Below are 21443 nucleotides of genomic sequence, written 5' to 3'. Positions count from 1 at the left end.
ACCTAACGCGGGTTCTATCAAAAGCTAATGTATTCAAGCTACATAGAGTACTATTTTACACGAAACGTACGACTGCCATGCTTACGGACAAGTATAAGTGCGACGAACAGGTAGATCAGAGTCAGTGTAAATACGAATGCTGAGAAAATATCGATTGGAATCCGAACCACGATGCTAATTCCGCATGCAAATGATACAAGCATAGTTACTACAAAGTATAGCGGATTCTTAATATTCAGCTCCGTAGAATAAGGCTGAAAGATATAGTACATAAACAGATGATGTACGGAAAACAAGACTGATAGCAAAAGTATGCCTATCCATAGCATGAGAATATCCCAGATCAATACTTCACCGCCAGATGCTGCGATCACGATCGTCAGCACGGCTCCGAGAGCGGCAGCAATCAATAAGTTTAGACTTGTTATCCTAATCAGACGAATACAGAAATGTTCATAGGCAGCTTTTCGGTAGAAGCCATAACGCAGCAGGCTTACATCACAATTATAGAACATGGCTTTGCAAATTCTTTCTCCGACAGTCAGGAAGCTCATAGTCAGCATAAGAAAGGGAAAGATAGCTTCCACATTTGAGCTTAGAAGTGCAGCATATTGATCGAATATCAATACGATGGCAACTCCCACGACGCCCACTGCACCAATAATTGCAATCCGTTTGTACAAGGGCTCTATTATATTACTCCTGTGTCTTGCAAAAAAGAGAGCATTAAGATAGGCGTATCCAGCTTTAGAGTTGAACTTGTCACTACTTGTCCTCTCCAGGGAATAGTCGCTGTCTTTAGATGCAACGCTGGTTTTCTGCGCTTCATTCATCATGCGACCAATATCCAGCAAGGGATCGTCTCTCTTGGTAGCTGCATCAATCACCGTTCTGTAATCGGAGTAACGAGTGAGTCGAACTATAGCGAAAATGCCTAAACCAATAATAATGAATAAAGCCGGCCAACTTAGCAGCATTACTCCTGTAATTGGCTTCATATGAAGGAAAAGCGGTAAATAACCGGCTGCATAGCCAAGTCCGATCACGGTCCAGACAGCGGCAATCTGTTTAACTAAAACCATGCCCGTTTTTTCAAACAATTTAAGATGCAGATATTCACATAGAATCCTCCACATGGTAACAGCTAATGATAGCAAAACAACCTGTACGGTAGAAGCGCCAAGCTTTGCACCAAATATAAGCATAGCTGGCATCAAACAGATCAAAAACATGCTATAGCGATAACTGAGTGATGCTTGCATATATCGGGTTGATGATAGTCTCATCAGCTTCACAGCGACGTATTTTTCACGTTTGGGCTCCAAGATCGAGGCACTGCTAACGGCAGCAACTACAAAGCTGAGCATGAAAAAAAGATGTATAAATAGCTGCAGTTGATCTTCTATAGACAGCGTCTTTCCAAGTGCAACTACAGGCAAGTAAATGAGCAGACCAATATAAGCTAGCCTAGACACAAACCCCCAAAGGAAACTCAAGAGCAGTGCTATGACGGTTATAATCCGCTTTAACGATAGATTGGCATAAATATGGTCCGATACAAGCTTTCTGATTAGCGGTAGCTTCTGAATATAATAAATAAATAGATTTGCGATGGTTGAAATGCGGATGGAAAGCAAAGTGTTAAGTGTTCTCAGCATGGCTCTCATCCTTTAACAAATGAATAACGCTCTGTTCGAAATCTGGACTGTGTAGCAGCTCAGCCGGGACAGAGGATAGTTGTCCTTTGTTCAGCACGACAAGCTCATCGCAAAGATCCGTCGCCAGCTGCAAAATATGAGTGGAGAAAATAAGGATATGATCCGATTTCATTTCCCGCAGCATATTTTTCATTTCCAGTGCCACGATGACATCAAAGGAAGTCAGTGGTTCGTCCAGCAGAATTACCGGCGGTTTCGTAATGAGGAAGAGCAGCATCTGAAGTTTGTTCTTCATCCCATGCGAGTAGCCTTTAATAAGCCGATGACGATCTTCCTCTGTTATCCTCATCATGTCAAAATAATCGTCGATGCGCTGAGTCATTTGCATTTTGTCCCGGTTAATATCCATAAAAAATTTCACAAATTCATAGCCGGTCAGAAACTCAGGTAAAATCGGCAGCGAATATACATATCCAATATCCTGCTCTTGCAACTCTCGAATGCTTCCGTCCTCATCTATGAATGATTTTCCGTCATCCATTTTCATTTCACCGCTCAAACAGTTGAACAGCGTCGTTTTGCCGACTCCGTTACGACCGAGCAGTCCATAAATCTTTCCCTTCTCAAAAGTAAATCCGGCGCCTTGAAGCACCTTTTTGTTATCGAATTGCTTGACGATATTCTCTAATATCAAACGCAAGAGCAATCCCTCCGTTCGGGTTAATAAGCGAGCACTTATTAATCTTCTACGAAGTTGACAGCGGATAGGTCTCAAAAATATTGTTGAAACAAGTCGAGGGAATATTACGATTGTCAAGGGCTTTGGCATTTTTAATGATCACTCAATTACAAGTATCTGAGGAGATGTTGTGGCTATCACTCTTGAAGAAGCCCACGAGCCAAGCCCTGCTGAAATAATTGTTACACAGGCATAAGCAATGATTCCACCCCAATGCAGTATTAAAGGTAAATCAGCAATGCCGTAATCAGAGAGTATACTTCCCAGAATAACTGGCAAAAAATAAACTCCCAGAACGATGCCCATGACAGCTCCGATCGCAGAAAGTGCTACGATTCCGAGCGATATAGACAATCTAATTTTAGTTGAAGTCAGTCCGAGCGATTTATAGATGCCATAGGTTTTGCTTTCTTTTCTGATGTCAAGACGACTGGTGCTATATATGATGATGATTGTAACCCCTGTGAATAACAAGCCCATGATACTCATAGGCAGAATTAAAGATGCTACAGCCTGCTTATATACGGCATCTAATAGAGTTTGCTGCATAACTGCTGATGCTGAATCCTTATATTTCACATTTAATTCTTTTACAACTTGCTCTGAATCTCTGTTATCTTTCAAATTTATAAGTGCGGAATTGGGATTATTATAATCGGGACGATTCACTTTCAACACATCTGCTGTAATTCTTGCCGAGTAAGACATGTTGGCTATTGACTGATAGATTCCGGTAACCATAAGCTTATACTTGTAGCCTTCGATATAAGCCTCTACAACATCCCCTACTTCTTTACCCAGTTGTTTTGCTACATTGATTCCAATCGCAATTTCATTACTATTTCGTGGGTTCTTCCCTCTTAACGTGGCATATCCAGCCTCATTATAACTTCCATCCATAACATGTATTTGAAAATTCATGGATTGGACGTCTGAATCATCAGCGTTCAAGTTTCTTTCTGAAGAAACAACACCATTTACATATCCCAGCCAACCAATATTTTTAATTCTAGGGTCAGATGATATTGTCTTATTGAACTCCTCCTGGGAGAAAGTCGCTTTATTATTTATCTGCAGGATAATGTCGGATGAATCATATCCCCATGCAGATGATGTCTGTTTAATATTGCTGATACTGTATAACAAGACAAAACCTAGAACTAACACAGCTGACATAATCGTAGCTAAAAGCGTTATCAGAACGGATGATTTCCTATTCTTCCATATATTCCGCAGCCCGATAACAACAAGGAGGGGCGCTCTTTCAAAAGAAATTCTTTGATTTTCTCTAGCTGTGAATCGTTTTGTCATTATGCTGTTATCACTTTCGGACATCCCATATCGAATCGCTTGCATAGGCTGTACATGCCGAGCTTTATTCGAATAAAACAGCACACATAGTATAACGAGCATAAATACAAAGATTCCGACGGTTAAGGCCACAAGATAACTTTCAACACTGCCCCCAGCATCTCCCGTCTTTAAAGACGAAAGTGCACTTTCGACGATCACGTTCGATATCCATTGACTCGCAATTAGTCCGGGAAGAATCGAGACCATAGCAATCAATCCATATTGCATTAAATAAGTCCACATTGTTTTCCCTGAGGTCAATCCTAATGCTCTAATAACGCCAATCGTTTTATAATTCGATAGAATGTCATCTGATATCGTAAATCCAATCGTAAATAAAGCCACAAGCATCATTACAATGCCTAGAAAAATCATAATAAATCCAATCACTTTATTCATAATCAGATAAAAAGAGGACATTTCCTCAAAGCTCATTTTTGACTGCAAATAGGGTGTCTTCATATCTTTCTCGAATTGTTCCCAATAGCTTGAACTCTGATTATAGTTATCATATCTAAGCCCCATCATAAACTCTTCTTTACCTGGCATAGCTTGAAACTGTTCCAGATAATCCTCATGATTCATCCATATCCGTGCACCTGTTGGAAATGGGGCACCATAAGGCATATCCACAACGATGGCTGATACTTGCAATTTAAAACTCTTTTCACCTGCTGTAAATCCAAGGGTATCTCCTACTGAAATATGATATAAATAGGCAATCGATGTAGGGAGCCATATCGTTCCTTTTGCCGGCACTACACTCTCATTACCTTGTGCAATTATAAGATCATCCACTGCATAAGGGCGAGGAGGCGTATCCATCATAAATAAAGTTAAGCTTAAAAGCTCTGCAGAAGGCTCTTTGCCCTGATTGCTGATTCCAGCTAAAGTTCTAAACGGTATCAATTCGGATGAGTTAACCCCTTCTTGATTGCTCCACCACTGATGAACCTTTTGCGGGTCATGCAGTTCATTTCCTAATACCAGCATTTCATGAGAGCCATGTGTTTTATTGTGCATATCGGTAAACAAATTATTTGTATTCAGAATAACTGTCACTGATGTAGCTAGCAGCAATGTAGACAAGAGGATGAGTAAGCCAATTAATCCATTATGTATTTTCTTCTTCCTTATATTAGCTAGGCAAAGAGAGTAAACTGCATACATAGACGCTTACCCCTTTCCTGAAACGCATGAAAATATGATCGCTTCTCTGTCTTGGATATGAGTATTATCAAACTTGCCAAACTCCAGTACATCTGCTATTTTCCCATCTCTTATCATGATAAGACGATCCGCTCTGCAGGCCGCTTTGATATCATGGGTTACCATGACCACAGACTGCCCCTTACGATTCATATCCGTTAAAATATCCAGAACAGCTACACCTTGATCATAATTCAAGCTTCCTGTCGGCTCATCCGCAAATATAAGATCTGGAGAATTAATCAACGCTCTTGCAATCGCCGCTCTTTGTTGTTGTCCACCAGAAGTTTGAGATGGTAGGCGATACTTCTGTCCATCAATTTCCATCGCCTTCATCAGTGAGAGCGCTGCGTTCTTCACTTTCTTCTTTGGCTGCCCGGTAATATAACCAGGTAAAGCTATATTCTCATATAAGGTAAGGTCAGGTACCAGATTGATGCTTTGATAAATATATCCGATTCTATTCGCTCTGAAATCGGCTAATTGCTTCTCTGTATAGTTATCAATCCTCTCTCCTTGAAAATAAACCTCACCTACTGTTACGCAATCAAGTCCACTTAGAAGATACAGCAGCGTAGACTTGCCTGAACCTGAATTACCCATAATAACTGTAAAATCACCTTCATAAACTTCTAAATCCAGATTTCTGATTGCATGAAATTGTTCGCTGCCTGTGGAATAGGTTTTGCACAGGTTCTTAGCTTGAATGATCGCTTTTTTCACTAAAAATATGCCCTCCTCTAGTAAATACCTATTCTCATTGTAAGAGGCATTTATATATAAACCCTTATCTAAATATTAATGAAATATTACAGGCGCTAGCTATCCTAACGGAATGTAACAATAAAATACCGTACCTTGACCTTGTACACTTCGGAAAGAAATCGAACCATGATGCGCTTCAATAATATGCTTGCAAATGGAGAGTCCTAATCCCGTCCCCTCATTTCGAGGTGTGGAATTAATCTTTCCTTTAAAATAACGATCAAAAACAAAAGGCATATCCTGTGGAAGAATTCCTTTCCCTGTATCTGCGATTGTTATTTTCAACTGTCCCCGCTCAAGCTCTAAATCCACACGAATAGAATCACCCGCAGATGTATGTTTCAAGCTATTTGAGATGAGATTTGATATGACTTGTTCCAATCGATGAGCATCCACATGGATCAACACATTGGGAATGTGCTGTGGCTCTATGAAATTCACCCCTGCTGTGCGAACATAATGTCCGATCGGTTGTAAAATAGTAAGCAATACGTCCCTGCTATACTGCTCAGTGAGCGTTACTGAAATCTGTCCTAATTCCTTTAACGCATGCAGTAACAGATCGTCTATTAATCTCGTCATTTTGTCCGTATTGTTATGCATAACCTCAACATATTCCATAACTGATGACATATCAGTACAGACCCCCTCACGTATAGCTTCAATGTAAGTCTTCAGTGTCGTGAGGGGTGTCTTGATTTCATGTGAAATATTTGAGATCAGTTCCTTCTGTGCTTGCTCTTGTTCATCTCTCCTAAGGCTATGGTGCATAATTTCCATTCTCATTTGATCAAACATCGCATAGACTTCACCGATCTCGTCCATCCTTTGGTATCCAGCTTGCATCTCATAATTTCCTTTTAGAATAGCTTCTGAGTAATCTTTTAACTGATGAATAGGCTCGAAGATACCTCTTTTGAGTTTTTTCCTAAGAAGAAGCATCAGGATGCATAGGATGAGTACCATTGAAGTCATTACAACAAAAAGGATAAGAGATACTGTATGGCCTCTCTCAACAAAGACAGTACTCGCAGGTATGGTAAAAATAGCATTACCAACTTGAACCTGGGTAGCCTCATCAACTACAGGAAAAGCGATGTTATATGAATCCCTATTTACTCTTGCATGATATAAATCATAATGAAGCGCTGTTTTTAAATCGATTTGTTGAAGGGTGTTGTTTGGTGAGGAATTGATCAGGACACGCCCGTCGAGCCCCACATAGACTAGGCTCACTTGGTATTCTTGGGTCATGGCCAAGAGGGATTCGCGTAACTTGGAATCTTCAGAAATTTGTTGATTATTTTGTGCCAGATACAGCATGATATCATTCACTTGGAGTCGAACCTGATTAATTACATACTGTGAATCAGCTTTTTCCCCATTATTGTAATTATTCCAAAGCAAGCCAGCCCCACTTCCTATTAATATGAATAGACATGTAATAACGGCAATAAACCATTTTTTAATCCAATCATTCAGGTACATATGTATCTCCTATCCTACATGTCATTCATCGAAGCTAAATTTGTATCCAATCCCCCAGACTGTCTTAATATACATAGGGTTTGACGGATCCACTTCTAGTTTCTCTCGTAATCTCCTGATATAAACGGTTATCGTACTTTCATCTCCATAGGCGGTGTAACCCCATACAGCATCCAATAGCTGACTTTTAGAGAATACTTGATTTCTATGCTTGGATAGGAAAAATAATAGTTCGAGTTCTTTTGCAGACAATGAAATTTCTTTATCTTCTTTCGTTACTTTATATCCCTTTTTATCAATGGTGATCTTTCCAAAGTGTAGAATATCTTCATGATCCGATTGTTTAGGCGGCGTACTGATCATGCTCTCAACTCTTCGTAAATTGGATTTAATTCTTGCCAATAATTCACTTAGCGAAAATGGCTTCGTCATATAATCATCCGCACCAAATCCAAGCCCAAGAACTTTATCTGTATTGCTGCCCCTTGCACTTAGAATAAGTATAGGAACATTATTCTTCTCACGAATTTGTCGACAGAGTTCAATACCATCAACATCAGGCAGCATAATATCCAGAATGACGAATTCTGGATTTAATAATTCAATGAAATATAGTGCCTCTTTACCATTATTAGCAATGGTAGCCTCATATCCGTTCTTATTCAGATAATCCTTAACAATTCGAGCAATATCATATTCGTCTTCAACAATAAGAATGTTCTTGTGTCGATTCATTATTTATTCTCCTGATCGTATAAAAAGATGATTAGTTAATCACATTGATTATTCGTTAATATTCGGCTTATATCCTGCTTTATTGCAACTTGGCCGCTTAAAATTATTGTTCCGCGCATCAACTTGTAACCACACAACAAAATAAACCTACTAGCGTACTCTTCTAATAAATCAAAATTGGTCGAACGTCAGTACGTACCACAAAAACACGATCCTATCAATTACATTGGAAATCCGTACATTAATTTTTTTTGCGGAATATGACATAGGTAATAATCGTTAATACGACATATATGACAATCACAACAGCAAGGGTAATCATTCGCTCTTTTAGGCTGCCGTCGGCAAACAATACCGGGCCTAACCCAAACATCGTCACCAGCGCATACATAACAAACATAACAAGACCAAGTGTAACTTTCATTGTTCAAGCACCTCATTTTATCCATTGCCGCACTCGATGATTATATTTTAGAGTGCCAACCAGATTTTATTATAATCCTAAATGAATTAAGCTAATTCAAATGGGTTTCACTATTAAAATATGATTTTAATTGAGCTCTGAATAAATCACTTGCATTTTGCACAACCTTTGCTTGATAACGTCTAATTTGACGGTTCAGGGAGGTTTTTTTATCAAACGGGTTATTGCAATCGCAGCTATATTACTCATTGCAGGATGTTCAGGTAAGGATTCGACAAACACGCAACAGTTGCAACAACAGCAACAACAGCAACAACAGCAGCCTCAACAACAAACGAAGGTTCAAACTCAATCTAACAACAATGCTGCGTCAAGATCAAACTTAACACAAGCGTCATCCATTTCTACACCGAATGCAGGAAAATCATCAGTTACGGCTAAACAGGCACCTAATGACACATCAGGTTTGATGGATTGGTTCAACCGCAATTACGGATCAGCAAAAAATCCACAGAATCAGACCCAAAATCCACCGAATCAGGTCCAAAATCCACCGAATCAGGCCCAAAATCCGAAACCGTCTGCTAATCCGCAACAGTCCGCCGATTCATCCCAATTTGCGCAGCAAGTGTTAAATCTGGTGAATCAAGAAAGAACAAAGGCAGGCTTACAGTCCGTTAGTATGAATAGCAGTCTTTCCAACATGGCTATGGACAAAGCGCAGGATATGTATAAAAATAATTATTTTGATCATCAGTCACCGACTTATGGATCCCCGTTTGATATGATGAAAGCATACGGAATTTCCTTTAAAACAGCAGGAGAAAACATCGCCAGAGGCCAACAAAGCCCAACTGAAGTCATGAACCAATGGATGAACAGTCCTGGCCATCGTGAGAACATCATGGACAAAAGCTTCACCCAAATTGGAGTAGCTTACTATAACGGTGAGTGGGTTCAAGAATTCATTGGCTAGTAACACACAAGAAGAAACGGCTTCACCGTCTTTGAAAGTCGCGGCGTTTCTTAAGGTGATACTTAGAATTTATAAGACGAATGTTATAAATTTTATATCACTACATCAAGCACGCCAAATACGGCGTGTTTTTTTGTGAGCCTTTGGCTATTGCAGTTTCCATATTTACACTTTCAAGAACATAAGTTATTATAAACATATGTTATTAGTAACATAATGAGGTGATTATTAAATGTCTATCCAATATGCCATACTTGGACTTCTTAGCTGGAAGCCTTCTACAGGATATGAATTAAAAAAGATTATGGAAGAATCTTCAATCATGTATTGGTCTGGTAACAATAATCAAATATATAAATCGCTTGTACATCTATTGGATGAAGGTCTTGTGACTAACGAAATTCAACATCAGGAGAGTTCTCCATCAAAGAAGATATACAGCATTACGGATGAAGGACTTGCCAGATTGAAAGAATGGGTTCTTTCAGAACCAGAAGTTCCTGAGTTCAAGAAAGTTTTCCTGGTTCAATTGGCGTGGGCTGAACAACTAAGCAACGAGGAATTAAATGAACTGCTGATACAATATGAAAACAAGATTAAAGTACAACTTTTATTCGAGCAGGAAAAAATCAAACGTAAGTCACTTTCGCCAAATAGAAACCCACGTGAAGCATTTTTGTGGAATGAGATTTCCGAGAACCTACTATCATCCTATCGCAACGAACTAAACTGGGTTCAAAGAATTCGTGAAGAACTATATAAAAATGAATTAATGGAGGAGACGATTATGAATTATAAAATCGTAGAGGACGGAACTAAAAAGTATATTGAATTCATATCTGCCCAAACCCCACTTAGCACTGAGCAGGATGCTGTGGATCTCGTCGCTTTGTGCAAAGAAAATGATACGTATCTTCTTATGCTGCATAGTCATGCTCTTTCGGAGGATTTTTTCAAGCTTCGAACAGGCGTAGCAGGTAAAATGATTCAAAAATTTATCAACTACTATGTTAAAACTGCAGCGGTCATTCCAATGGAATTGGTTAACAACGGAAAGTTCAAGGAAATGGTGCTCGAATCCAATAAAAGCAACCACTTTAGAGTTTTTGAAACCAGAGAAGATGCAGAGAGTTGGCTTTTAAAATGAATAATGAGAGTTTGCAGTCAATTCAAATACTGTAAAAATGCAACATGCTGTCCTCGATAAAAGGACAGCATGTATTTTTCATTTTACTTGCTTGGTCTGTGCTTCTTGCTGATAAATAATGGATCCCCCATAATGTCCTGTCAGAAACACAAGCGTACCGCCTAGTAAAGAAAGAACTAGCAATACGGGTATAAATATTTTAGACTGACTGTACTTGGCATAACGCTTTAATTGCGGGAAGTATGGGAGCCACTGATAAAGCTTTATTAGCACTACAATTCCAAATGTTAATAATGTAAGGAAAGCCAAATTTTCATGACGACTTATCGCTGATCTGGATGCTCCCATTACTTGCCTAGCAAAGCTCTCTCCCCCATCTCCTGTCATATAAGCAATAATCCCTGACAAGAAACCGGTTATGAGCAAAAATCCAGCAAGCTGATTCCAAAATTTTGGCCTCCACAAAGCGATGATTTGAATGATTGCACCAAGAAATAATAAACTAATTGGAAAATGAACAATAATCGGATGCAGTGGCATACTCATTTTACGAACACTCCTTTTCTAATCAAAATTTTCATGTATTCAATCCTGCTCCCCACTGACAATTGGAAGCGTTACGATAAAAGTACTGCCAGTTCCAACAATACTCTCTGCTCTAATCGATCCACCGTAAGACTCTGCTATCCATTTGACAATCGATAGGCCTAAACCTGCATGACCTTCTGTTCGATTACGCGCTTCATCCAATCGATTAAACCGTTCAAAAATTGTCTCCAGCTTATCTGGAGGAATCCCTATGCCAGTATCTTGTACATATAAAGTAAGCACTCTGCCCTTAATCTTGGCTTCTACCAAAATACTTCCGCCTGACGATGTGTACTGCATCGCATTATCAAGTAAATTGATCATTAATTGTTGGAAACGCGCTTGATCAGCTGTAATAATCGCATTTGTCTTCACTTGCATTTCCAGTTTAATTTTCTTTTGAGCAGCTATAGGATCAAACTTGCGAAATATTCGTTCTAACTCTTCATCCAATGAAAATTGAACATCATTATGCATAATTGTAGAACTGTCCGCTCTGGCTAAGGTCAGTAAATCTGATACAAGCCTGGTCATTCTTTTGATCTCATCCTTCATATCCCTCATGACTTGTTTGCCAAAAGAACTTATCTCTTCCTTAACCTCTCCTTCCAATACTTCCATAGACGATTGCAGTACGGTAAGTGGAGTTCGCAGTTCATGAGAAGCATCGGCTGTAAACCTCTGTTGCTTAGCAAAGGATTGCATAATCGGCTTCATAGAACGCTTGGACATAAGATAGGCAAACAAAATGGAAACGATGAAAAAGCAACCCGAAATAACAATCAACGTAAGAACCAATTGCATAAGCAGCTTTCGCTGCTCGGTTATATCAATTCCAGCAATAATACTTCCTATGTATTCACCCTCCTCATACATCGGTCTTCCAGCAAGCATCAGATGAATCTTCCCTTGATGTATATCATAGGCACGCTGAATCGTTTGGTTTTCCTTCGGTATCCAATCCTCTATATCATCTTGAATATCCTCTGCAAGCTCCTGATCATCGGCATCTGTCATAACGATATGTCCTTCATGATCCAGCAGCAAATAAAAGGGCCTTAGCGGCACTTCAATTGGACGATGCTTATCGTTTGTATCCTTTTTCTCATTATGCTCCTTCTCCAGCTTGCGCTTATGTGCATCCTGATTAAGCAGATACAACTCGCCAGCATGTTCATTCTTTTCCTCAATAACGACAGCCTCAAGCTTATCTGCCTGTTCCTTGAAAATAATCGATGATAGAAGTACATAACAGGTCACATTAATAAGAAGCAGAAATATGATCATTATGCCTGAAAAAAATATCGTCAGCTTGCGGCTTGTTCTAGCAAACATCAGGTACCTCCAATGTATAACCAGTTCCCCTGACATTGATAAGTGTTATTGGGCCTAGTGTGCAATCAAGCTTTTTTCTTAGTTGTTTGACCAACGCATCAAGAGAATTACTGTTCACATCCGCATCAAATCCCCAAATTCGATCAATTAGAAGCTGGCGCGATAATATTTTTCCATAATTTCTCATCATCAGCTCCATCAACTGAAATTCTCTTATCGTCAGCACAATGCTCTTGGTATCATAAACCAACGTTTTCTCATTTAACATCAGTCGGTAGGAATGCACCTCTATCCACTCATCCTGAACCGGCTGTGCAACACGTCTGGATAATGAACGTATTCTTGCAAACAGCTCGGCAAATTCAAAAGGCTTGATGATATAATCATCAGCTCCTGCATCCAGTCCATTAACTCGATCATCGATGGTATCCTTTGCAGTAAGCATAATAATGCCGCCATTGAACGCCTCAGTCCGCAAATACCGACATACAGCAGTTCCATCCATTCTCGGCATCATCCAATCTACAATGATCAAATCATAATGAATGCTTTTAATATAATCGATTGCTTCAATACCGTCCTTCACCCAATCTGTTGTATGTCCTTCTTTATTAAGCATATGAACAACCAAGGGACCAAGCTTAACATCATCTTCCGCAAGCAGTATGTGCATGTATATCCCCCTCTAGTTTGCAGGCTTTATCTCGTTAACTCATTATACCTCTAACTATTGAGACTCAGCCTGCTTATCGGGTATTTTTTTCTTCATCCTCAACAAGATAAATAGTACAAATAATAGTGCTGTAAGGACATACATCCCTTTGACCATGGACTGCCCGGAATCGGAACCTGCTGTCAATCCATGGATGAATGACAATACAAATGCAGGAAATGCAAGATAATGTATCGATCGCCATGCTTTTATACCTAGCTTCTTAATTCCATCTGAGCTTAGCATCACAGCTAGAAACATATAGAAAGCCAGAATTCCAATTCCTGTAGCAATTGGCTTATACTCCGCATAGAACGGAACAAGCAGCTCTACTACACGGAATGGTTGAAAGTCATCAATCCATAACACAACACCGTGAATCAGACTGAATAAGAATCCGAACCATCCAAACCACTGATGAGCGATGATGAGCTTTGCACGTTGTTTAATTGAAACTTGTTTGCTATGTGCAAATGCACCCAGAATAACCGAAACAAATAACAGCAGATATGAGCTGAAGCCTGCAGCCTTTGTAACCCCCCATGTCGTCAAATATTCCAACATGACTACACCATCTCCTCAATGTAATTCCGAACATACCGATTCAGCTTAATATTTCCGCTTCGAGTCATGAAAATATACCCATATCCAGGAAAATGCTGCTCCATCCAACCATTCACTTCATTAGCCTGCAGCATGCAAATCACCTTGGATGCAACCTCAGCAGATGTGGTTGATGGTCCTAGAACAGTTGCCTGTACAATATCAGTGAAAACAGGTTTCTTAGTAATTCCATCCAGAATATGATGTTTCAACTGCCCCTGATGCAACCAGCTTCGGTAGAGTACATTTGAAGTCGCGACTGCTGCTTGCCTAACGCACAGCTGCATGACTTCCTTGCTTTCTTCAAAGGGATGCTGTATTCCGATTATCCAAGGCTCTTGCTGGCTCCATACAAACAAATCACCGCCAGCATCAATTATTCCTGAAGATACTGACAGTTCGTGGTGAAGCAAGTGATACACTTGATCTACCGTCCAGCCTTTGCCAATCCCGCCAAGATCGATATCCGCATGTTCCTGTTTGACCAAAATATGCTCATCATCTGATAGTATCAAAGTATCTCGTCTAGGAATGATTTCACTCCCAACACCTCCATGTTCTAAACTCGGTTCTCCTATCGCAATTTGAAGCTTCTGAGCTTTGGTTAATTGCTCAAATGACCGGTCGTATCCCTCCTTCTGCAACGCTGTTCCTATTAAAGGATTGAATTTGAAATCAGTAGATACAGTATAATTCCAGGCTTCCTTCACTAAATTGTATAAATCCTTAGATGCTCGAAATGGGCTTCCAGTTACTGTGGCATTCCATTGTGATAATTCACTATCCTCTCGAAACCGTGAAGCAATTGCTTCATTTCTAGTGAATAAATCAGTAACCTTCACCTTCCAATCCGGATTCACAAAATCATTGCTGATTTGTACACTAATCTCTGTATTCATAGCCCTGAAGGTATGTACATCCATCACTTAGGATCTCCTTGTACGAACATGACTTTTAATCTTCACGTTCGTATCACCACTTCTAGGTTGCAAAGTAAGCTCATTCTGCCCCCAGTCCAGACCCGATATCCAGTTTTCTCTTTTCCGAAGCTCAGATTCGTCCATATTTTGGATGCGCCTCAACTCTTCTTCATTATGAATAAAGCCTTCTTTATCTGAAAAAGTCTCGAATTGATTTACAGCCAAACCGTTTTCAGTGTTTACTTTCTTATGCTCAAGCACCGTTTGTTCCGCATATAGAATCCCAGTAAATAAGGCTACGCTTGATATGCCAATCATCCATTTCGTTGCTTGACGAGACATCATTAGTTCAGCTCCTTCCAGATCATTTGTAATTCTCCTTTTGTAATGTCAGGTGATACCTGATAGTGAACCATATCTGCAAGCAGTACAATAGGAATGTACAGTTGACCATTTAGCAATATCGGCTTATTTATGATCTGCTTCATTTGCCCATTGATAAACATTCTGGAATGACCAGCTCTAACAATAAAATCTTGTATTTGCTTTTCCTGAACACCGTTATTAACAATAACTTCCAAAGCACCTAACTTGTCATAAAATAGGGCAGTTATGCCGAGATGCTCTAGCAGAGGCTTGGCTGGAATGTACAATATATTGTCCTGATTCAACCCCTCAAGCTCGAGACTGCTCAGTCCATTTGAAAATACATTTTGGATCATCAGCTTTTGTTGTTTCAAATTGCCTGTTTGATCCACTTCAGCGACAGTTTCATTTTTCTCCGTATCCCTATATTCCCATTCCTCTTCATCTTCCTCATCCTCATCATGATTCCTATCCTTATCTGATTCCAATTCTTTCTCTTGATGCTTGGCGTCCTTGCCCTTATCATGGTCAGCGTAGACGTAAGAAGTCTGGGGGATAGTGATTGCACCAATAAAAGTCAAGACAGCAATAAGGATTGTCAGTTTTCTAGCGTAACGGTTCAGTAGATTACTATTCATATTGGACGAATCACCACTTTTTCTATGTTCTTATCAAAGAGTATAAACACCTAATCTGAAAAAAGAATGAAAATACAGTTTTTTTCGAAACTGCAGGAGAAAGTGTAGGAGTTATTCGCAACTAAAAACAAAAMACGACCCCGAGCCTTATAAGGTTCGGAGTCGTTATATAATTAGTTGAATTCACTGAGTTAATCAAGTACTTCACTATTTAATGGAGGCTTCATAAATAGCCTGAATGGACTTGGATAGCATCGCGTTGAATTCATCGTCTGTTTGCCCGGCACTTAGTCCCTGTGCTAAGGCTCGTGAGAAACTGGCTATCAATCCGTGATTATCGGCCAGCTTTTCGTTTGCTTCCGCTTGAGTATAGCCGCCTGACAATGCCACAATCCGTACAACGTGTGGATCTTCCATTAAATCGCTGTAGAAATTATCTTCCGTCGGTATGGAGAGTTTAAGCATGACCTTAACGTCTTTGCCAAGGGCAGATAATTGAGCGAAAATTTCATCCTTTAATATTTTTTCCGATGTTCGCTTATCCGCGCTATATATATCAACTTCTGGTTCGATAATCGGAACCAGTCCCATCCCTACGATTTGGTTACCGATGGCAAACTGTTGCTCAACGACTTTTTTGATTCCGGCAGGATTGGCTTCCTTAATAAGGGAACGCATTTTCGTCCCGAATATGTTTCGCTCTACCGACCGCTTCAGAAGATCGTTTAAGCCGGAGATGGGCTTCATAAGCTGAACTCCGTCTTCGAGATCAGCGAGCCCTTGATCCACTTTTAGAAAAGGCACAATTCCTTTCTTCTCCCAAAGGTAATCAGCGGTAAATTGCCCATCGATATTACGATCCATTGTGTTCTCAAATAAAATCGCACCCAAAATGTACTGGGAATCAAACGCAAGACTCTTGATGATTCGCGTTCTCATCTCATGAACCAATTCATACATCTCTTCTTCATTGGAATAGCTGCTTTCGTTAACTCCATACTGCAGCAGTGCTTTAGGAGTACTTCCGCCGCTTTGATCCAAGGCCGCAATAAAGCCCTTTCCCGTACGGATCCGATCCAATTGCTTTGTATTCATGAATGATTCTCCTTCCCTTTCGTGGACTGGAATGACTTCGAACCCTTTTATTATAGCACTTTTACTAGCGAGCATACATTCCGCCATTTAATAAGAAAAATGCAAATAAGGGTGTTCCACAGCCATTTTCATAGCTTTGGTACGCCCTCATCCCATATTCTTAGTTATTAACTTATTCTAGTGATACCTTCCTCTATACAACTCAATACATAATCGATTTGTTCATATGAGATAATAGCTGGCGGTTCAAGGCGAATGACGGTAGCGTTGTTTATCGTGCCGCCTACAAGGATCTTTTTGGTAAACAAATATTTTGCCAGATCATAACCAAGTGGATTGGTGGCAAATTCCATGCCGATCAACAGTCCCATGCCCCGCGCTTCAACAAGAATGTTGGAATGCCTGCTTTGTATCTCTTTTAACTGTTTCAAGATGTAATCGCCTTTCTCTTTGGCCATCTCAGGTATGTTCTCATCTAATATTGTATGAATACCTGCGATTGCACCGGCACAGCAAAGCGGGTTCCCGCCAAAGGTGGATGAACCAAGCAAGAATGGATTTTCCTCCATAGGGCCCCACCATTTCTTTTTAGCCACCATAGCTGCGATAGGCATGACACCTCCGCCAAAAGCTTTACCTAATGTCATGATGTCAGGCACAACGTTCCAGTTGTCGACACCGAATAATGTTCCCGTTCGTCCCATACCCGTTTGAACTTCATCAGCGATCAATAGACATTCATATTTATCGCAGATCTGTCGCAACCTTGGTAAATAATCATCAGGTGGAATATTGACTCCGCCTTCGCCTTGAATCGGTTCAATAATGACTCCTGCAACCGTCTCTCCTGTTGCTATCAGCATGCGAATCGCTTGTTCCACTGCATCCGCATCCCCATAAGGTACATGCTGAAAACCAGGAACAAGTGGTAAATAAGGCTCACGAAATTTCGCTTTACCAGAAGCAGACAACGACCCAAACGTTTTGCCATGGAAACCGTTCTCCATTGAAATAAACCACTTTTTCCCGGTTGCCAGACGCGCCAGTTTAAGCGCCATTTCGTTTGCTTCTGTTCCACAGTTAACTAGATAAGAATGTTGCAGATCACCGGGTGTAATATAAGCAACTAGCTTCGAGAGATAGCCTCGCAAAGGATCTACCATTTCCTGACTATGCAAGGCATACCGCTTCAATTGCGCTTCTACTGCTTTAACAACTTTGGGATGACGATGACCAAGCAAATAGACTCCGTAACCGCCGAGACAATCAATATATTCGTCCCCCATCGTATCCCTGAAAACAGCTCCCTCATCTTCCCATTCCACCACAGAGAAATCGGTCGATACTGATTTGCGATGTGCCAGAACTGCTTTGGTCACATAGTTGGAGAAATTCTCAATTGAGTCCGTAACAATTTGTTTGTTTTGATCAGGAGTCAGTTTCTCACTTTTAATAAACCCTAGAATTTCCTCTGCCAGCGCTATTGCCTCATCTTTTGTTTTACGTTGCATTCTATCACCTTTCTCAAATTAGTATGTTAATTTGCAATTCCTAAATCTGATGAACTACCTCACCATCAATAATGGTTAGCACGACTTTGGTATCCCGGATCATATCCGATGGAATATCGAGTAGGTTACGATCCAGAACGATAATATCAGCCAGTTTGCCAACTTCAAGAGTACCTAATTCCTGATCTTTGAAAACGCCGTACGCCGATCCGGATGTATAGGCCTTCAAGGCTTCCGCAACCGTAATTCGCTCATTCGGATTCCATCCTCCTTCTGGCTGCTCATCGTTATGGATTCTGGTCACCGCACGGTAGATTTCTAACATCGGATTGAGCGGAACCACAGGAAAATCGCTGCCAAATCCTAAACGTGCACCGCTATCCAGAAGTGTTTTGATCGACCATGTATAAGGATCTCGTTCTTTGCCAAGCCGTACAGGATACGGATTTTCTTCAAATGTTTGAGTCAATGCCATATGCTCAGGCTGCATCGAAGCAATTACACCGAGCTCTGCAAAACGAGGGATATCATCCGGATGAATCACTTCAATATGTTCAATAGTATGGCGCGAATCTCTGACTCCGTTATGATTACGAGCTGCTTCTATACAGTCCAAGCCTAGACGGACCGCACCATCTCCACACGCATGCAGCCGTACCTGGAATCCTTCCTTGTCTGCTTCAATGACCCATTCCTTTACCTTTTCAGGAGAAATCAGCGTATAACCCTTTGAATCAGGTTTGTCTGAATAGGGGTCTACGAGCAATGCTGTATATGTAGCAGGTACACCATCCAGGAACTCCTTTAGCCCGGAAAATCTCAATTTATTAGATGCATATGTATCCCGTAAAAAGCGAGGACGTTCCAGATCCCCATTTAATGTAGTCAGGAAATGAACGCGGGTTGTTAACTTCCCCTCTTTTTCAAATTCAACATACATATCCAAATCCCCAATTTCCATGCCTGGAACAGGGAAAAAGTCGCTGATGGAGGTAATCCCCAACTGGACTGTTTGTTCAAAAAAACTTTGGTATAGTTTTACTTTTCGAGCGTGAGGCAAATGATAGGCTTCTTGAGCAAGAGCCATAGCTGTTTCAAATAAAATACCGGTAGGTTCGCCATGTTCATCCTTAAGGATCTCACCATAGAGCGGATCAGGTGTCTCTGAGGTAATATTGACAATTTCCAAAGCTTTGCTATTCAACCAGGCACCGTGACCTTCAGCATTTTGCAAATATACCGGACGATCTGGAATTAGACGATCCAAAGTACTACGATGCGGGAGATTTTTATTTTCCCAAAATGTATGGTACCAGCTAAAACCGAAGATCCATGGATCTTCCGGCCTTGAGTCCGCGAATGCTTTCACCATTTCTGCTGCTTCTTCTTCCGAAGTGGCATTAAGCAGATTAACACTATCTTGATACAGGCTGCCAGGCAGCACATGCAGATGAAAGTCGTGAAAACCAGGCATAATCAATTGATCCCCGAAGGCATGCACCTTTGTATTCGGCCCAATATGTTTCTCGATTTCAGTGAGATCACCCATCGCGACAATACGATTGCCTGTTATCGCTATAGCGCCGGGACAAGCCGTCTCACCGATACCAGTAAAAATTGAATTACTAGAAATAACGAGATCTGCCGTTTCTGTATAATTAACTGACATTGTACCGCTCCTCTCTTAAACGCAAAGTCACATGTTAACGCTCTGTGAATCGATGGCGATATCCGCATCTTCAAAATTCATCTCTGGAGGTCGTTTACTGAATATTTTGGTCAAATAGAGCAGATAGATAAATCCACAAGCAGCCCATACAATTCCAAGAATCATGGCATTCTTATCTAAACTCGTCCACAGCCAAATATTAAATAAGGCACCTATAATCGGAAATACAAGGTAACGGATTGTTTCTTTTGCAGAACGTCTGTGTTGTTTGATGTAATAGTGAGATATGACGGATAAATTAACGAATGTGAAGGCGACCAGTGCTCCAAAGTTTATAAATGAGGCGGCGGTGACTAGATTGAGGAATAGAGCAGTTAAAGAGAATAGTCCAATCAAAATAATATTGTAAATTGGAGTTTTAAGTTTGGGGTGAATATATCCGAATATTTTTCGTGGAAGAACCCCATCTCTCCCCATTGCGAATAGAAGACGAGCAACGCTCGCATGAGACGATAAACCGGATGCAATACCAGTGGTAATTAAACCAGCTAGAAAAATAGCGTTGAATAACGATCCCCCGATCCGTGCTGCAATTTCAACTGAGGCAGCATCAGGATTGACGAAAGAATTGTAATCTGGAAATACCATATGACCAACGTAAGATACGAATATGAAAAGCAAACCACCGATTACAACGATGAGCATAACCGCTTTTGGAATCGTCTTCTTGGCATCAATCGTTTCTTCCGAGAGCATCGTAACCGAGTCAAACCCTAAGAAGGATAGACAAAGTATAGATGCACCTGCTAATACAAATGAGAATGAAACTTCAGGATTATAAAAAGGAAGCGAAGAAAAAAAGGTGCCCGTCCCCATTCCACCAGCGATACCTTTAATGGAGAAAATAACAAACAACACCACAGCTAAAACCTGAAATCCAACTAATAAGGCATTTATACTTGTAGTCAACTTAATTCCCAAACTGTTTACAAGTGTTACGGCAAAGGCCAACCCAACGACCCAAACCCACATCGGAATTGACGGGAACGTAGCAGTAAGATAGATAGAATTAATCAAAATATTAAGCATCGGGAGAAACAGATAGTCCATTAGGATCGACCAACCAACCAAGAACCCCATGTGGGGGCTAATCGATTTTTGGGTATAGGTATAGGCTGAACCAGTTACAGGATAAGCTCTTACCATCGGTCCATAACTCAATGCAGTAAAGAGCATAGCAATCAAGGCGAAGATGTATGCAGCAGGCAGCATACCATGCGAGGTTTGAGCTGCTACTCCATATGTGCCGAAAACTGTCATTGGAGCCATATAAGCCAGACCGAATATAACGACGGGAAACAAAGTAAGCGTACGTTTAAGAGAGTATTGGTTTTCCATAAGCCTAACCTCCCAATTAATTTAAGCAGATCAGCTTTCTCTCTTTAGCCCCTACCCAGGACGTGCTAATTTCAATTTATTTATCCCCTTTGAGTATCTTCTACTAACACCTCA

Annotated in this window: 20 protein-coding genes; 2 read left to right on the top strand and 18 right to left on the bottom strand. The window is 40.5% G+C overall.

The window, feature by feature from the left end; genetic code table 11:
* Positions 1-50: 50 nt before the first annotated feature.
* The 7 genes from AC1DOK_RS18840 to AC1DOK_RS18810 form a co-directional block, all read right to left on the bottom strand.
* Positions 51-1658: a hypothetical protein gene (locus AC1DOK_RS18840; RefSeq protein ID WP_477555860.1), complete on the bottom strand. Its 1608-nt coding sequence runs from the start codon at positions 1656-1658 to the stop codon at positions 51-53.
* Positions 1642-2358 carry an ABC transporter ATP-binding protein gene (locus tag AC1DOK_RS18835; RefSeq protein WP_477555859.1) on the bottom strand — a complete coding sequence of 239 codons (717 nt, stop codon included), beginning with the start codon at positions 2356-2358 and terminating at the stop codon, positions 1642-1644. The genes AC1DOK_RS18840 and AC1DOK_RS18835 overlap by 17 nt, the downstream gene beginning before the upstream one ends.
* Before the next feature lie 138 nt (positions 2359-2496).
* A complete protein-coding gene (locus AC1DOK_RS18830; RefSeq protein WP_477555858.1) occupies positions 2497-4920 on the bottom strand; it encodes an ABC transporter permease in 2424 nt (807 codons plus the stop codon).
* Positions 4921-4926: 6 nt separating this feature from the next.
* Entirely contained in the window at positions 4927-5682 is a 756-nt protein-coding gene (locus AC1DOK_RS18825) for an ABC transporter ATP-binding protein (protein ID WP_477555857.1), read from the bottom strand.
* Between the two features lie 99 nt (positions 5683-5781).
* Entirely contained in the window at positions 5782-7212 is a 1431-nt protein-coding gene (locus AC1DOK_RS18820; RefSeq protein ID WP_477555856.1) for a sensor histidine kinase, read from the bottom strand.
* A gap of 21 nt (positions 7213-7233) precedes the next feature.
* The gene (locus tag AC1DOK_RS18815; RefSeq protein ID WP_477555855.1) at positions 7234-7947 is read right to left on the bottom strand and encodes a response regulator transcription factor; all 714 of its coding nucleotides are present in this window, start codon (positions 7945-7947) and stop codon (positions 7234-7236) included.
* Positions 7948-8188: 241 nt separating this feature from the next.
* On the bottom strand, positions 8189-8371 hold the full coding sequence (locus tag AC1DOK_RS18810; protein WP_477555854.1) for a DUF6954 family protein: 183 nt from the start codon (positions 8369-8371) through the stop codon (positions 8189-8191).
* A gap of 172 nt (positions 8372-8543) precedes the next feature.
* On the opposite strand from AC1DOK_RS18810, the gene AC1DOK_RS18805 reads away from it, so the two are divergent.
* Both AC1DOK_RS18805 and AC1DOK_RS18800 read left to right on the top strand, forming a co-directional pair.
* Positions 8544-9347: a CAP domain-containing protein gene (locus AC1DOK_RS18805; protein WP_477555853.1), complete on the top strand. Its 804-nt coding sequence runs from the start codon at positions 8544-8546 to the stop codon at positions 9345-9347.
* Between the two features lie 232 nt (positions 9348-9579).
* Positions 9580-10494, top strand: coding sequence for a PadR family transcriptional regulator (locus tag AC1DOK_RS18800; RefSeq protein WP_477555852.1), 915 nt, complete (start codon positions 9580-9582; stop codon positions 10492-10494).
* A gap of 78 nt (positions 10495-10572) precedes the next feature.
* Here the strand turns inward: AC1DOK_RS18800 and AC1DOK_RS18795 are convergent, their stop codons facing one another.
* The 11 genes from AC1DOK_RS18795 to AC1DOK_RS18745 all read right to left on the bottom strand — a co-directional run bounded on the left by AC1DOK_RS18795 (position 10573) and on the right by AC1DOK_RS18745 (position 21329).
* On the bottom strand, positions 10573-11040 hold the full coding sequence (locus AC1DOK_RS18795; RefSeq protein ID WP_477555851.1) for a DUF2231 domain-containing protein: 468 nt from the start codon (positions 11038-11040) through the stop codon (positions 10573-10575).
* Positions 11041-11079: 39 nt separating this feature from the next.
* The gene (locus AC1DOK_RS18790) at positions 11080-12417 is read right to left on the bottom strand and encodes a sensor histidine kinase (RefSeq protein WP_477555850.1); all 1338 of its coding nucleotides are present in this window, start codon (positions 12415-12417) and stop codon (positions 11080-11082) included.
* Entirely contained in the window at positions 12407-13090 is a 684-nt protein-coding gene (locus tag AC1DOK_RS18785) for a response regulator transcription factor (protein ID WP_477555849.1), read from the bottom strand. The genes AC1DOK_RS18790 and AC1DOK_RS18785 overlap by 11 nt, the downstream gene beginning before the upstream one ends.
* Before the next feature lie 54 nt (positions 13091-13144).
* Positions 13145-13693 (bottom strand): ferric reductase-like transmembrane domain-containing protein, encoded by a 549-nt coding sequence (locus AC1DOK_RS18780; RefSeq protein WP_477555848.1) that lies wholly within the window; start codon positions 13691-13693, stop codon positions 13145-13147.
* A 2-nt stretch (positions 13694-13695) separates the two neighbouring features.
* The gene (locus AC1DOK_RS18775; RefSeq protein ID WP_477555847.1) at positions 13696-14655 is read right to left on the bottom strand and encodes an FAD:protein FMN transferase; all 960 of its coding nucleotides are present in this window, start codon (positions 14653-14655) and stop codon (positions 13696-13698) included.
* Between the two features lie 3 nt (positions 14656-14658).
* Positions 14659-14997, bottom strand: coding sequence for a hypothetical protein (locus AC1DOK_RS18770; protein ID WP_477555846.1), 339 nt, complete (start codon positions 14995-14997; stop codon positions 14659-14661).
* Positions 14997-15656: a stalk domain-containing protein gene (locus tag AC1DOK_RS18765; RefSeq protein WP_477555845.1), complete on the bottom strand. Its 660-nt coding sequence runs from the start codon at positions 15654-15656 to the stop codon at positions 14997-14999. Before AC1DOK_RS18765 ends, AC1DOK_RS18770 begins: the two co-directional genes overlap by 1 nt.
* A 207-nt stretch (positions 15657-15863) precedes the next feature.
* Positions 15864-16751, bottom strand: a complete 888-nt coding sequence (locus AC1DOK_RS18760) for a fructose bisphosphate aldolase (RefSeq protein WP_477555844.1) — start codon at positions 16749-16751, stop codon at positions 15864-15866.
* Between the two features lie 167 nt (positions 16752-16918).
* Complete coding sequence (locus AC1DOK_RS18755; protein WP_477555843.1) at positions 16919-18262, bottom strand: aminotransferase class III-fold pyridoxal phosphate-dependent enzyme; 1344 nt, start codon at positions 18260-18262, stop codon at positions 16919-16921.
* A gap of 40 nt (positions 18263-18302) precedes the next feature.
* Positions 18303-19931 (bottom strand): amidohydrolase, encoded by a 1629-nt coding sequence (locus tag AC1DOK_RS18750; protein ID WP_477555842.1) that lies wholly within the window; start codon positions 19929-19931, stop codon positions 18303-18305.
* 27 nt (positions 19932-19958) lie between these two features.
* On the bottom strand, positions 19959-21329 hold the full coding sequence (locus tag AC1DOK_RS18745; RefSeq protein WP_477555841.1) for an APC family permease: 1371 nt from the start codon (positions 21327-21329) through the stop codon (positions 19959-19961).
* Positions 21330-21443 lie beyond the last annotated feature (114 nt).

Source organism: Paenibacillus sp. P5_B5 (assembly GCF_056400365.1).
Note: the sequence above shows the minus strand (reverse complement) of the source record. Positions and strands in the feature narration are given on the sequence as shown.

Excerpts from the sequence above, each read along its gene's own strand:
- AC1DOK_RS18840 (WP_477555860.1), bottom strand. The coding sequence starts at position 1,658 with ATGCTGAGAACACTTAACACTTTGCTTTCCATCCGCATTTCAACCATC.
- AC1DOK_RS18830 (WP_477555858.1), bottom strand. The coding sequence starts at position 4,920 with ATGTATGCAGTTTACTCTCTTTGCCTAGCTAATATAAGGAAGAAGAAA.
- AC1DOK_RS18820 (WP_477555856.1), bottom strand. The coding sequence starts at position 7,212 with ATGTACCTGAATGATTGGATTAAAAAATGGTTTATTGCCGTTATTACA.
- AC1DOK_RS18815 (WP_477555855.1), bottom strand. The coding sequence starts at position 7,947 with ATGAATCGACACAAGAACATTCTTATTGTTGAAGACGAATATGATATT.
- AC1DOK_RS18810 (WP_477555854.1), bottom strand. The coding sequence starts at position 8,371 with ATGAAAGTTACACTTGGTCTTGTTATGTTTGTTATGTATGCGCTGGTG.
- AC1DOK_RS18800 (WP_477555852.1), top strand. The coding sequence starts at position 9,580 with ATGTCTATCCAATATGCCATACTTGGACTTCTTAGCTGGAAGCCTTCT.
- AC1DOK_RS18795 (WP_477555851.1), bottom strand. The coding sequence starts at position 11,040 with ATGAGTATGCCACTGCATCCGATTATTGTTCATTTTCCAATTAGTTTA.
- AC1DOK_RS18790 (WP_477555850.1), bottom strand. The coding sequence starts at position 12,417 with ATGTTTGCTAGAACAAGCCGCAAGCTGACGATATTTTTTTCAGGCATA.
- AC1DOK_RS18785 (WP_477555849.1), bottom strand. The coding sequence starts at position 13,090 with ATGCACATACTGCTTGCGGAAGATGATGTTAAGCTTGGTCCCTTGGTT.
- AC1DOK_RS18780 (WP_477555848.1), bottom strand. The coding sequence starts at position 13,693 with ATGTTGGAATATTTGACGACATGGGGGGTTACAAAGGCTGCAGGCTTC.
- AC1DOK_RS18775 (WP_477555847.1), bottom strand. The coding sequence starts at position 14,655 with ATGGATGTACATACCTTCAGGGCTATGAATACAGAGATTAGTGTACAA.
- AC1DOK_RS18770 (WP_477555846.1), bottom strand. The coding sequence starts at position 14,997 with ATGATGTCTCGTCAAGCAACGAAATGGATGATTGGCATATCAAGCGTA.
- AC1DOK_RS18765 (WP_477555845.1), bottom strand. The coding sequence starts at position 15,656 with ATGAATAGTAATCTACTGAACCGTTACGCTAGAAAACTGACAATCCTT.
- AC1DOK_RS18760 (WP_477555844.1), bottom strand. The coding sequence starts at position 16,751 with ATGAATACAAAGCAATTGGATCGGATCCGTACGGGAAAGGGCTTTATT.
- AC1DOK_RS18755 (WP_477555843.1), bottom strand. The coding sequence starts at position 18,262 with ATGCAACGTAAAACAAAAGATGAGGCAATAGCGCTGGCAGAGGAAATT.
- AC1DOK_RS18750 (WP_477555842.1), bottom strand. The coding sequence starts at position 19,931 with ATGTCAGTTAATTATACAGAAACGGCAGATCTCGTTATTTCTAGTAAT.
- AC1DOK_RS18745 (WP_477555841.1), bottom strand. The coding sequence starts at position 21,329 with ATGGAAAACCAATACTCTCTTAAACGTACGCTTACTTTGTTTCCCGTC.